At 43.1% G+C, this 11,159-nt stretch carries 16 protein-coding genes; 6 read left to right on the forward strand and 10 right to left on the reverse strand.

Going from position 1 to position 11,159, the window contains the following annotated elements; genetic code table 11:
- Positions 1–38 precede the first annotated feature (38 nt).
- The 3 genes from JZO70_RS18155 to JZO70_RS18165 are packed head-to-tail and all read left to right on the forward strand — an operon-like array spanning position 39 to position 1,987.
- The gene (locus tag JZO70_RS18155; protein ID WP_207675091.1) at positions 39–785 is read left to right on the forward strand and encodes a MurR/RpiR family transcriptional regulator; all 747 of its coding nucleotides are present in this window, start codon (positions 39–41) and stop codon (positions 783–785) included.
- Positions 786–797: 12 nt separating this feature from the next.
- On the forward strand, positions 798–1,685 hold the full coding sequence (locus JZO70_RS18160) for a carbohydrate kinase family protein (RefSeq protein WP_207675092.1): 888 nt from the start codon (positions 798–800) through the stop codon (positions 1,683–1,685).
- Positions 1,682–1,987, forward strand: coding sequence for a hypothetical protein (locus JZO70_RS18165; protein WP_207675093.1), 306 nt, complete (start codon positions 1,682–1,684; stop codon positions 1,985–1,987). The genes JZO70_RS18160 and JZO70_RS18165 overlap by 4 nt, the downstream gene beginning before the upstream one ends.
- A gap of 57 nt (positions 1,988–2,044) precedes the next feature.
- On the opposite strand, the gene JZO70_RS18170 is transcribed toward JZO70_RS18165, so the two are convergent.
- Both JZO70_RS18170 and JZO70_RS18175 read right to left on the reverse strand, forming a co-directional pair.
- Complete coding sequence (locus JZO70_RS18170; RefSeq protein WP_207675094.1) at positions 2,045–2,305, reverse strand: Txe/YoeB family addiction module toxin; 261 nt, start codon at positions 2,303–2,305, stop codon at positions 2,045–2,047.
- A complete protein-coding gene (locus JZO70_RS18175) occupies positions 2,302–2,562 on the reverse strand; it encodes a type II toxin-antitoxin system Phd/YefM family antitoxin (RefSeq protein ID WP_207675095.1) in 261 nt (86 codons plus the stop codon). The genes JZO70_RS18170 and JZO70_RS18175 overlap by 4 nt, the downstream gene beginning before the upstream one ends.
- A 151-nt stretch (positions 2,563–2,713) precedes the next feature.
- Between JZO70_RS18175 and JZO70_RS18180 the strand changes: the two genes are divergently transcribed.
- The 3 genes from JZO70_RS18180 (at position 2,714) to JZO70_RS18190 (ending at position 4,729) form a co-directional block, all read left to right on the forward strand.
- Positions 2,714–3,250 (forward strand): PadR family transcriptional regulator, encoded by a 537-nt coding sequence (locus tag JZO70_RS18180; protein ID WP_207675096.1) that lies wholly within the window; start codon positions 2,714–2,716, stop codon positions 3,248–3,250.
- A gap of 65 nt (positions 3,251–3,315) precedes the next feature.
- Positions 3,316–4,026, forward strand: a complete 711-nt coding sequence (locus tag JZO70_RS18185) for an ABC transporter ATP-binding protein (RefSeq protein ID WP_207675097.1) — start codon at positions 3,316–3,318, stop codon at positions 4,024–4,026.
- Complete coding sequence (locus JZO70_RS18190; RefSeq protein ID WP_207675098.1) at positions 4,019–4,729, forward strand: ABC transporter permease; 711 nt, start codon at positions 4,019–4,021, stop codon at positions 4,727–4,729. The genes JZO70_RS18185 and JZO70_RS18190 overlap by 8 nt, the downstream gene beginning before the upstream one ends.
- Before the next feature lie 42 nt (positions 4,730–4,771).
- Here JZO70_RS18190 and JZO70_RS18195 read toward each other — a convergent pair whose 3' ends face one another.
- From JZO70_RS18195 to JZO70_RS18230, 8 genes are all read right to left on the reverse strand, one after another.
- Positions 4,772–5,440: a hypothetical protein gene (locus tag JZO70_RS18195; RefSeq protein ID WP_207675099.1), complete on the reverse strand. Its 669-nt coding sequence runs from the start codon at positions 5,438–5,440 to the stop codon at positions 4,772–4,774.
- A gap of 196 nt (positions 5,441–5,636) precedes the next feature.
- On the reverse strand, positions 5,637–6,476 hold the full coding sequence (locus JZO70_RS18200) for a Cof-type HAD-IIB family hydrolase (RefSeq protein WP_207675100.1): 840 nt from the start codon (positions 6,474–6,476) through the stop codon (positions 5,637–5,639).
- Positions 6,477–6,674: 198 nt separating this feature from the next.
- Positions 6,675–7,385, reverse strand: coding sequence for a GntR family transcriptional regulator (locus JZO70_RS18205; RefSeq protein WP_207675101.1), 711 nt, complete (start codon positions 7,383–7,385; stop codon positions 6,675–6,677).
- A gap of 56 nt (positions 7,386–7,441) precedes the next feature.
- Positions 7,442–8,344, reverse strand: a complete 903-nt coding sequence (locus JZO70_RS18210) for a class I mannose-6-phosphate isomerase (RefSeq protein ID WP_207675102.1) — start codon at positions 8,342–8,344, stop codon at positions 7,442–7,444.
- Positions 8,345–8,353: 9 nt separating this feature from the next.
- Positions 8,354–9,166, reverse strand: a complete 813-nt coding sequence (locus JZO70_RS18215; RefSeq protein WP_207675103.1) for a PTS system mannose/fructose/sorbose family transporter subunit IID — start codon at positions 9,164–9,166, stop codon at positions 8,354–8,356.
- A 14-nt stretch (positions 9,167–9,180) separates the two neighbouring features.
- A complete protein-coding gene (locus JZO70_RS18220; protein WP_207675104.1) occupies positions 9,181–10,026 on the reverse strand; it encodes a PTS mannose/fructose/sorbose/N-acetylgalactosamine transporter subunit IIC in 846 nt (281 codons plus the stop codon).
- 46 nt (positions 10,027–10,072) lie between these two features.
- Positions 10,073–10,567, reverse strand: coding sequence for a PTS sugar transporter subunit IIB (locus JZO70_RS18225; protein WP_207675105.1), 495 nt, complete (start codon positions 10,565–10,567; stop codon positions 10,073–10,075).
- A 42-nt stretch (positions 10,568–10,609) separates the two neighbouring features.
- On the reverse strand, positions 10,610–11,020 hold the full coding sequence (locus tag JZO70_RS18230) for a PTS sugar transporter subunit IIA (protein ID WP_242704009.1): 411 nt from the start codon (positions 11,018–11,020) through the stop codon (positions 10,610–10,612).
- Between the last annotated feature and the right edge of the window lie 139 nt (positions 11,021–11,159).

Consider the following 11,159-nt stretch of genomic DNA (forward strand, 5'->3'; position numbering starts at 1 on the left):
CAATACAGCAACTATTTTGATGATGAGGGAGGATTCCCATGATTATTCAATTAATGAAGGACGACTATCAAGCCTTGTCCGATTCCGAGCGCAAGGTGATCGATTTTTTAAATAAACACGAAGCAAAAATCCCCGAACTGTCAATTACGAAAATTGCCGAAAAGACCTACACTTCTTCGGCGACGGTTTCACGAACGATTCAAAAATGCGGCTTTTCCGGCATTGGGGAATTACGTTATAAAATTTCACAGCAGCAGCAATCCAAGGATACTTATGATGCACCTTATGTGGTGAATAATATTTTAGCAAAATCCTTTCGCGAGTGCACCCAGACGATTGATGCGATTAGCTCGACAGCTCTTTTTCAAACCATCGAGTACATCAAAAATGCCCAGCGGATCTTTATTTATGCCCGTGGATTTACAGCCTTAATCGCTGAAGAATTTCAGATGTACCTGCAACTGCTAGGCTATAATGCAATTATTGTAAAAGACGTGAAGTGGATGCTGAAGACCCATGAAATTGTGACCAAGGATGATATGGTGATCATTTTGTCGCTGAGAAACTCTACTCCAGAATTAGCCGATTCAGCGAAAGCGGCCCAACGCTGTGGCGCCAAAGTGGTTACCTGCTGCTGCAAATCGCCAACAGATTTGGAAAAACATTCAAATGTAGTAATCATCGGTCATACGGAAAAAGTTATGCAGGCAAGTGGTTTAGAGGTTTATTCCCGAGTCCCTTTGTTGATTATCACCCGGACAATTATTGAGTATATTGGTTTATAAAGGAGGATTTCCATGAGCATTTTATGTATCGGCCAGGCGGTTTACGACATTACCTTTCCTAGTGAGGAACCGATTGTCGAAAATCAAAAGTATCGGGTTTACGATCGTTCTGAATGTATGGGTGCACCAGCAGCTAATGCGGCGTATCTTTGTGGTCTGTGGGGCATGGATACTTCGCTGATTGCCCGTGTAGGTGATGATTTGTTCGGCAAGGAGATTTTGCGGACATTGGAGTCAGTCGGGGTGAAGACGGGCGGCGTTCGGCAGGAATCTGAGCAGAAGACCAGCATCAGCTGCATTGTGGTTAACAAGCAAAACGGCAATCGGACGATTTTGAATGCGCCGCTTCAGGAAACCGAATTTTCGCCTAACTGGCCCCATGATCCGCCGAAGGTTATTTTGGTGGACGGTCATGAAGTTAAAATTTCGCTGGAGGCATTGAAGAGGTATCCAGAAGCAATCACGCTGATTGATGCAGGAACTTATAAACCTGAGCTGACTGAGCTTTTTCAGACGGTGGATTATTTGGTTTGTTCTGAGGATTTTGCAGTTCAATATACTGGAATTGAGCTGAATGTTGCGGAACCGCAAACGCTGGAAGCGGCATTTGCGAAATTGGCAGAATTGAATCCTCATCAAATCGTGGTTACCTTAGGTGAAAATGGCAGTGTGTTTGAACAAGACGGAATAATTAATCATGTCCCGGCCTTTCCCACAAAACCGGTAGATACAACTGGGGCTGGCGATATTTTTCACGGGGCCTTCGCTTATGGCTTGCATCAAGGAAAAGATTTAAAGGACATCGTTGTTTTTGCCTCAGCGACCGCGGCACTTTCGGTGGAACGCATGGGTGGGCAAACGTCGATTCCGACATTGAAAGAGGTGGAAACATTCTTATGAGTAAACGGACGAAGAATTTGAATCGGCTGGGTTTAGCTTTGTTAATCGCAGCCTACTTTATCTTTTTGATCGCCAGTCGGCTGCACCTTATTCCTGCTGATATCAATATCTATGGTTTATTTGGTTTTGTGGTAGTCGCTATCGTGCTGGTTATAGGTTTTATCATCGTGCCTGCTGGTGAAAAGAAACTATTTATGCGAAAAGGGATTGGGCAAGGATGGAGTTTGAACCCGAGAAATATCGTGGGCTTCTTAATTTATTTGGTGATGATGATTGTCACGTTGATAGGAGCTTTTGCGTAAATTAAGACACTTAAAAAAGGAAGTACTTTTGCAGATTACTTGGCAAAAGTACTTCCTTTAGTTTTGGTAGTGGGTTCGGCAAGCCAATAGATAAATCGTGTCTTCTTCTACTCGGTAAATCAAACGATCGGTTGGATTGATTCTCCGTGACCAATAGCCAGAATAATCAAAGCGCAAGGGTTCTGGTTTGCCAAGTCCTTCAAACGGCGTGGATTCAATACTGCGAATCAGCTGATTGATTCTTTTTAAGGTTTTTCGGTCCTGTGTTTGCCAATAAAGATAATCTTTCCAGGCATTTTCTGAGAATTCCTTTTTCATTCGTTATCCTCAATTACCTCTCTGATTTTCCCTTTACCCATCTCCAACTGACGTTTGGATTCATCTAGCCAAGCTTTATTGACCGGGTTTCCTAAAACATATTGGTTTTCCTTCAAATTTTCGTACTCTGCCTCTGAAAGAATCACCACATTTTTATTATCCTTACGCGTGACGATGACTGGTTCAAAATCCTCACTAACAATGTCCATGTAACTTTTCATATTTTTACGGAAGTCAGAATAATTGGTTGCTTGCATTCAAATCACCTTCTTTCCCTAAGTATAACACCCTGGATAAAAAAGTACAATATGTTGTACTTTTTTAAATTTAAACTTTTCATTGACAACCTCTCACCAAATCATTATAGTATAAATATAGTCAACGTTGAATATACAAAGGAGTTTTGAGATGACAAAATTATTAGTCTTAGCTTTATTGAGCATGCAGCCCATGTCTGGATACGAAATTAAAGGGATGCTGGAGCAAAGCGACTCCCAGCGTTGGGCAGGTGCTTTGCCTGGTTCCATCTACAATGCCTTGAAAAAATTGGAAGCTGCTGGATATGTTGAGGTGGCAACGATTGAAAATCAAGGACATCGTCAAAAGGCCATCTACAAAATTACCGATGCGGGTGAAACATATCAAGCACAATTAATTTTGGAGGCTTTAGCCGATCCAAAGGTTAACTACCCAACGTCTCTCTACTCGGGAATCGGATTGGCACACCAGCTTCCAAAAGCCGATGCTATTTCTGCCTTACAGGAACATAAAACAAAGCAGGAAAATGAAATTGCTGAAGTGAAGCACGGATTGATTGCTAAAGAAAAAGCTATGCAAGGAGAAATTCCGGCATTGTCAAAAGTGGTCTTTGATCACATGTTTGAAACGATTGAGTCACAAATTAAACTGATTGAGCAAACCATCGCCATTATCGAAAAACAATGAAGCCATGCAAGTGGCTTTCATTTTTAGCCATATAGTCAAAGTTGAATATACAAAGGAGAATTGACATGAACTTAATTAAATTTGAAAAGGTTACTAAGCTGTTAAAGAAACGAGAAATTGTCCATCAAATCGATTTCGAAATCAATCAAAATGAGGTGATTGCTTTAGTGGGAACCAACGGGGCCGGCAAAACCACAACGATTCGGATGCTTTTAGGGATCACTCAGCCAGAAGCTGGAAGTATTACGCGGTGGGCTAGCGATTTCAACAAAAAGATCGGGGTTCAGCTGCAATCAACACCTTTTTTTGAAGGCTATACCGTTCTAGAAAACCTGAAATTGTTTCGTACGTTCTATGATGCGGCTCTTTCCAACCAAGAATTAACGGGGATTCTTGAAAGCTACAACTTACACGATGCTTCAGAAACGGTTGCTACTAACTTATCTTTGGGGCAACAAAAACGACTAGCCTTGGCAATCACTACCTTGCACAATCCTGAATTGATTATCTTGGATGAACCCTCAGCCGGACTTGATCCCGGTGGACAACGTGAGGTGCAGCAGATGATTAAGCAGCTGAAAAAAGCTGGAAAAACCATTTTGTTTTCTTCTCACGACATGTTGGAGGTGCGTAATATTGCAGATCGGGTGATTATTATGGATAAGGGGCGTATTTTGGCTGATGGCGCACCTGGAAAATTGCTGGCAGAGTATCAGGTGCTGGATTTGGAAGAGTTGTTTTATTTAGTCACTGCAAAGGAGAAGGCGTATGTCTAACATTATAACTATCACCTTGAGAAAAAATTTGAAGGATTTTTATCTGTTGTTTTGGTCGATTATTTTACCGCTGGCAGTCTTAATTGGTATGTACTATTTTAAGGTACAGTTGAGCACCGGTATTCTATTTGGTATTTTGAGTGTGGCGCTGTTTTTCTATTGCTGCACGACTAATTCCTTCTATATATATGCCCAACGGAAACGGGGAATTTTTGATTTACTGCGGATCACGCCTTTTTCACTTTGGCGCTATTTGGGGGCGATCACTATCAGCCAAACGGTGGTGGCTTGTGTGGTAGCCACTCTTCTGCTGTTTGTGGAGCGGTTCTTGTTCAATCTGAATTTGACCGGCATCCAGGCGCTTCAATTCTTGCCTTTGTTTTTCTTAGGAGCGAGTATCTTTTCGCTGATAGGTTTTGCGTTGTCGGCTATTCCGAAAAACGAAGGTCAGCTCAGCATTGTTTCGAATTTGGTGATGATTCCCTTAGTTGTTTGCAGTCCGATGGTTTTTAATTTGGAAACGGCTCCAGCTTTGGTCCGCTGGATCAGCTTTATCAATCCCTTTGCTCGGCTCCACCAAGGCTATCTGGCGGCACTGTCAGGACAGGCTGCTGATTATTGGTTGTCACTGGCCTTCTTAATTGGTTTGCTGGTTATCAGTCTTGTTTTGGCAAAACGTTCATTTAAAGTTGGGAAAATTTAAATAAAAAAAGCTGCGAAACTGGTTAGGTTTCGCAGCTTTAGGTTAAACAGTAAAATCATCGCCATCGACAGTTTTGTTGCCGATTTCTTCCAGATCTTTTTCATCTGCTTCGTAGATTCCGTCGCTGTTTTTGCTGACGGTCACTTTAATGGTCGTTTTTTCACCGTAAGTTGGATTTTCCACTCGTTCATTTAACAAGTCATACATGTGCTGATAGAATCTTTCCATGTATTCAGCTTCATTCGGTGGAGCTTCGCCTGCTAGAGCTTGAGCCTCTAACTCGGCCACCATTTCTTCCTGAAACTTCAACATTTCATCATCCAGTCCAGCAAACAGCTGGAAGGTTTCTACCTCGACTGGAACAGTAAAAGTGTCGTCATCCCCTTCTTTGGCTTCACCAACTTCATACTTCGCATTTTTGAAGACATTCACAAACAGCTGGCGATATTTATTTGCCAACTCGTCAGAAAGTTCCATGCCCTCCAAACTCTCCATTTGGGTATCAATATTTCCTTTGTAAAGCTGCTCCGCTTCCTTTTGTGTCGAGTCCGTCAGCTCAAGATACTCATCCAGCTCACCCTTCGTTTGGGCATCCAACACACTTTTCACATAACCGCTGGCATCATACGTTCCGCCGCCGCATGCGCCAAACAGGAAGAGCGAGGCCACCAGCATAATTCCCCACCGTAACCAATTCTTGCCTTTTTCCATCCTTAAAAACCCCTTTTTTTATTTTTTAACTCAACCACTGAAAAGTCATTGAATTATTCCGAACCTCCAATTTCACAACTTGAAATTATTCTTTAATTATATCATCTATCCATTTGTATTTAAACGAAAATTAATAGCCATACCCAGATTATTCGTTCTGATCATGGCTATTATTATATAATTCTGTTCTATTTACCTAGTATAATTGGTGCTTTTTCAATGATAAAGCAATTCCGCCTTCATCCGGAGTCGCAGTCACTTCATCGGCTACAGCCAAAAGTTGATCACAGGCGTTCCCCATGGCAACCCCGGTTTCCACCGCCGCAAACATTTCCACATCATTATGACCGTCGCCATAAGCCATCGTATCAGCTTTGTCTCGGCCCAAATGCTTCAAAACAGCTTCAATCGCGCTTTTCTTGTGGATATCCTTGATACCGATTTCACCGCTGTCGGGACCAAACGCTGGTACTGTGCTGCGCATCATTTGGAAGGCACCCTTGTATTTATCGTCGATCTTTTCGTAAGGAATCGAATGATTCACAAAAGATACTTTGTTTACATCGGCATAATCGATTCGGTTTTGGTCTTCGATTAACAAATCCATAAACCACTGAATTTTGCTTAAACGAGCTTGGCCTTCTTCGCTGTCAGCCGACAAGCCGTTTAAAGTTAAGTTGGTTAACGTTTCTTTTAGTTTTTCGCTGGCAAACAAGCCTTGGTTAGATTCCAAATAGTAGTCGATCTGATTTTCTTCTAAAAAACCAATCAGTCGTTTCAATTCCTCGGGATCAAAAACTTTGTGCAGAATTACTTCGCCGTCCACTTCGCAATAACCGCCGCCGGCTCCGATAATTCCGCTTAACGGCAAGTCCAGCGCTTCTTGCGTGATTTCTGCCTTGGAGCGTCCGGTACACAAAAAGAATTGGTGGCCGTTGGCGGCGGCTTGTTGAATTGCCTCCTTGGCACTGTCTGGAATAATCCCAGCGTCATTACATAATGTTCCATCCACGTCTAAAAAAATCAATTTTCCCATTTTTCCACCTCAAATAATTAATTAGATACACTTGGCGAATCCCCCGATAAACCGGCTAATCAATTTTGTTCCATTGAAAAAACCCGTTAAGAAAGAAGCCTCCATCGAAGCTGGTTCTTAACAGGTTTAGCCTAGTCGCACTAGTCACTATCCACTTTTTATGGTAAACGTTTTCTGATAAAAGGTCAAGCCGACATTTTACTGGGACAGCTCAAAGACAAAGTAATTCAAATCGCCCCGGTATTTTGAAATCGAGTACTCTACCGGAACGCGATCCTGAGCGAAGCCTTGGGTATGGAAATAAAAGAGCGGCTCGTCAATTTCGATGTCCAGCAAATCACTGGTAGTTTCATCAGATTTGATGACTTCCAGCTTGCGGGCTACCGCTGAAACCGGATAGCCTGCTTCTTCTAAGGCTTTGTACAATTTTTCTGTGGTGAAATCAATCTCTTGAAAGTTGGGAAACAGGCGATAGGGAATATAGCTGGTGACTAAAACTACCGGCTTGTCCTCAGCATAGCGCAAACGGATCAGCTTATAGACTTGTTCGCCTTTTTTCAGTCTGAGATTTTCCGCCACGTCTTCATTTGCTTTCACCACATTGAAGGCCAAAATTTTGGTCTTCGGCGCAAGGCCCTTGCGGTTCATCTCAGAGTCAAAGCTTTCAATCACATGGGTGAATTCCTGCTGGAACTTTGGTTTCGTGACCACCGTCCCCCGCTTTTTGCGTTTTTCCAAGTAGCCGTCATTCACCAGTGATTGCACCGCTTGGCGAATTGTTGGTCGACTGACGCCGTAGATATCAGCTAATTCCAGTTCAGTTGGGATAATATCATTTTCGGCGTACTCGCCGGATTTAATTTTTTGTAATAGATCTTCGCGTATTTTTTTGTGTAAAGGGATACTCATTGATCCTCGGCTCCTCAATAAATTACCTCTATTATAGCATAGAATGATCCCCTCAACTATTTACGCCAGTATGGAACTGGCGTCGCTAATACACAATCCGCATTGCCTGGTAAAATCGCTTCTTCTCCTGGCAGCAGCAGTAAGCTTTGACCAGCGGTACAAGGATACTCCCCTAAAACCAGCTCCCCAGAAAGAATCGTCAAGACGCTGGCAATGTCAGCAGGATTTTCGATTGCGCCGTTAACTTCCAGATGTTGAATGGTAAACTCTCGTTGGCGAGCCGTTGTACCTAATTCAAAGGACTTTTTCTCCACTCTTTGTTCTGGCATCAATGTCTCAATCGCCTGCTTTACATGCAGCTGTCTTTTTTCTCCAGTTTTATCCATCCGGTCATAATCGTAAAAACGATAAGTGATATCGGTGGACTGCTGGATTTCGTAAACTAATGAGCCCTTAGTCAAGGCATGAATGGTGCCTGAAGGAATATAAATCAGGTCTTGTTGCGCCGTCGGATATTCCTGCAACACTTGTTGATATTGATTCTCCTTGACTGCTTCAGTGATGGCAGCTTTATCTTGAGTGAGTTGTTCGGCATAAATCCAACCCTTTTCTGGCGGGGTGATAAAATACCAAGCCTCGCTTTTGCCATAAGGCATTCCTTCCTGCTTTTGCGCATAGTCATCGGTTGGATGGACTTGGATACTCAAGTTTTCATCACAAGCGGTAAAGGAAATGATCAAGGGATAGACTTCTCCCGGCTGCAGGCCGAACTTCTCCGGCTCTGTTTGAATTAGATCATTTAAAGAAGCGTCGGTGTTAACTACCGGACAATCAATTTCTGTGATGCCGCTAGCGGAATACACAGAGCCAATCTTATCAATCGTTTCCTCACCTTGATAATCATGCAGCCTAGGTGTGCCCCAGATTCGCTCCTTGGAAATCGGTTCTAAAATGTACATGATGGCCTCCTAGAATACGCCAATGACCACGCCGGCAGCGGAAATGACGGTCAAGACCAAGATTACTTTTGTGGCGGTCAACTGTTTCGAGGTTAACAAGTACCAAGCCAGCAAGACCATCGCTAAAGGTAAAATGCTTGGGAAAATGCCGTCCAGCACATTTTGCAATTCTTGTACTTCATCCCCCATGGGAATTTTAATCGCTGTAGTCAAGGCAATATTGGAGGCAGCCAATCCGCCCACAACCATGATCCCTAAAATGTTGAAAGCATCGGTAATCCGCTTGGCATTGTCACCGATAATTACATCGATGGCATTTACTCCTAGACGGTAACCGTTCATAAAGCACAGGTAAGAAATCAGTGGGCCAATAATGCCGTAGCTGATCAAGTAGAAGACCGGACCCAGCGCATTACCGCCTGCGGCTAATCCCATACCGATGGATAACAGAATCGGCACAATAATCCCTTGAATAATCGAATCACCAATTCCAGCCAACGGTCCCATCAAGGTGGTTTTAATATTAATCGGCATTTCTTCCGGCACATCACCGCCTAAGGCAATTTCTTCTTCTAATGAAGCAACAATACCGTTAATTAATTGTCCGGTTTGCGGTTCGGTATTGTAAAACATCGAGTGGCGTACTAACAAACGGCGTTTAGCTTCCGGATCATTTTTATAATATTTTTCAGCAAAAGGCAGGTAGGAAAAGGCCCACGCGTGTGCCTGCAATTTTTCATAACTCATGGAAGACAAATGGGTGAAGCCCCAGCGTTTCCAAATTTGACGCAATTCTTTTTTACTTAATCGTGCTGTTTCCATTAACTTGTCCTCCTTTAAAATAAGTCATCATCTTCGTAAGCGACATCCGCCTGCGGTCCGGTTTCAGCTACTGGCGTGCTGGTATTGCCGTTGTTGGTGCCTTTTCCAGTACTTAAGTAAACAATGTAGGCAACCATGGCCGCTAGAAAAACTAAAGCAATCATATTCAATTTAGCAAAGGCCATTAGCACAAAGCCGGCAAAGAAAAATACCAAATGAATTTTGTCTTTGATGACAATCCCCATCAGCATCGCAATCCCTAACGCTGGCAATACGCCCCCTAGAACGGAAATCGTGTCGGTGACCACTTGAGGTACATTAGACAACAACCAATCCACTAAACCACGACCAAAGAAAATCGCCGCAAAAATCGGTACTGCCCGCAACAGAAATGTGGTGATCTGAGGATAGACGACATGGTTCATGGTAATGCCGCGATCGTCGATATTTTCTGCTGCTTTTTGTGCCCGGGTGTTCCAGAATGAGTACAAAGCCATTCTAGTATTATAGAAAATAAGTCCAAAGGTTTGGCCAATTAGAATTGACAAGGTCACCGCAACCGCTGGATCCTTGGTGGTCGCCAATGCCAAACCGATACCACCGTATGCTGCGTAGGTGATCTCACTGTTGGTGGCACCTCCAGTTGATAAGTTGGCGATAAACACCGCCTGCACTGCTAACCCACACAGAACACCAGCCTGAACATCACCAAATGCAATCCCTGTTAACAGTCCAGCTACTAACGGCCGACCTACTACATAAAAACCACCGCTCATCCCAAACAACCACGGACTCTCAATCGCTCCTAAGTAACAAAAAATTCCTGTCAAAAGCGCTGGTAAAAATAAACTGCCTTCCATTTTCTTTCCTCCTATTTAAAAAGATGTTTTTGTGTTTAAGCATTTTTTAGTCCATCGAATCGTATTTCGCCTTCATTACTTTCCAAGGTTTGGTTTCGTCATCCGGCAATAATTGGAAGCCAATCTCAATTCCCTGCTGATCCATGTATTCAAAAGCGTCGTAATCCTTTTGATCAATTGCTACAGTCCGGCCCAACACTTTAGCCCCCGCTCGCGTATTCATCGGCCCAACGTTCAGCTTTTTGCCAAAATCTACGCCCAGCTCCACTAGTTTGGCAAAGGTTTGGGGCGAGTTGCTGATGAGGAAGAAATCTTTGTTGGAGTTCTTTCCTTTAGGAATGCTTTCCACTGCTTGTTCTGTCGTGTAAACACCCAACTTTAAGTTGCCGGCTGCTGCTTTTAATACTCGTTTGCGCAAATCGTCCTGGGCAATGTCATCGCCTACTACTAAAATCCCTTGCACTGAACGCGCCTTCGTCCAGCGTGTCGTTGTTTGACCATGGATCACCCGGTCATCAATTCTTGCTAATGTAATTGTCATAACATATCGCTCCTTCTTATTGTATAATCGCTTCTTCTATAACTAAAATTCGATGTCATCCTCATCATTGTCTTCAGTCGGCCCATCAACACCGGCTTTCCCGGCTGTAAGTGCCAGCTCGTAAAGCTCATTTAATGATGAATTCCCTATTGCCAGCCCAGTTTCGATCAACATCGGCAGATTCAATCCTGCTACGACTCGCATTTTGTCAGGATGTTTGAGATAATAGTTGTAAGCTTCGTTGTAAGGGGTACCGCCTTTTAGGTCCGTCATTACTAGTACCTCCTCATCAACCAACGAGTCTAACTTGGCTTTAAAAGTTTTGACAAAGGGTTCAATCCCTTCATCAGTTAAGCTGGCGGTTTGAATTTGAGGATTGGTGCCGGCAATCATTTGGTAACTATTGAAGATACCTTCTGCAAACCCGCCATGAGTTGCTAACATAATGTGCATATTTTCGTTTCATCTCCTTTTATGTAATTACATTTTGTATCACAACCAAATAATATACCGACGAGAAAGCGGTGTCAACATCTATTTGTAATTATTTTTTGCCTTGACAACTAACTAAAACTGAATTATGATTATTTAT

Source organism: Candidatus Enterococcus moelleringii, assembly GCF_017377575.1.
Taxonomy (GTDB): domain Bacteria; phylum Bacillota; class Bacilli; order Lactobacillales; family Enterococcaceae; genus Enterococcus_A; species Enterococcus_A moelleringii.

Coding starts and splice junctions, on each gene's coding strand:
- JZO70_RS18230 (WP_242704009.1), bottom strand. CDS start 11,020: ATGCACATTATGTTAGCAACTCATGGCGGGTTTGCAGAAGGTATCTTC.
- JZO70_RS18195 (WP_207675099.1), bottom strand. CDS start 5,440: ATGGAAAAAGGCAAGAATTGGTTACGGTGGGGAATTATGCTGGTGGCC.
- JZO70_RS18200 (WP_207675100.1), bottom strand. CDS start 6,476: ATGGGAAAATTGATTTTTTTAGACGTGGATGGAACATTATGTAATGAC.
- JZO70_RS18175 (WP_207675095.1), bottom strand. CDS start 2,562: ATGCAAGCAACCAATTATTCTGACTTCCGTAAAAATATGAAAAGTTAC.
- JZO70_RS18225 (WP_207675105.1), bottom strand. CDS start 10,567: ATGACAATTACATTAGCAAGAATTGATGACCGGGTGATCCATGGTCAA.
- JZO70_RS18190 (WP_207675098.1), top strand. CDS start 4,019: ATGTCTAACATTATAACTATCACCTTGAGAAAAAATTTGAAGGATTTT.
- JZO70_RS18185 (WP_207675097.1), top strand. CDS start 3,316: ATGAACTTAATTAAATTTGAAAAGGTTACTAAGCTGTTAAAGAAACGA.
- JZO70_RS18160 (WP_207675092.1), top strand. CDS start 798: ATGAGCATTTTATGTATCGGCCAGGCGGTTTACGACATTACCTTTCCT.
- JZO70_RS18170 (WP_207675094.1), bottom strand. CDS start 2,305: ATGAAAAAGGAATTCTCAGAAAATGCCTGGAAAGATTATCTTTATTGG.
- JZO70_RS18155 (WP_207675091.1), top strand. CDS start 39: ATGATTATTCAATTAATGAAGGACGACTATCAAGCCTTGTCCGATTCC.
- JZO70_RS18215 (WP_207675103.1), bottom strand. CDS start 9,166: ATGGAAACAGCACGATTAAGTAAAAAAGAATTGCGTCAAATTTGGAAA.
- JZO70_RS18220 (WP_207675104.1), bottom strand. CDS start 10,026: ATGGAAGGCAGTTTATTTTTACCAGCGCTTTTGACAGGAATTTTTTGT.
- JZO70_RS18205 (WP_207675101.1), bottom strand. CDS start 7,385: ATGAGTATCCCTTTACACAAAAAAATACGCGAAGATCTATTACAAAAA.
- JZO70_RS18210 (WP_207675102.1), bottom strand. CDS start 8,344: ATGTACATTTTAGAACCGATTTCCAAGGAGCGAATCTGGGGCACACCT.
- JZO70_RS18165 (WP_207675093.1), top strand. CDS start 1,682: ATGAGTAAACGGACGAAGAATTTGAATCGGCTGGGTTTAGCTTTGTTA.
- JZO70_RS18180 (WP_207675096.1), top strand. CDS start 2,714: ATGACAAAATTATTAGTCTTAGCTTTATTGAGCATGCAGCCCATGTCT.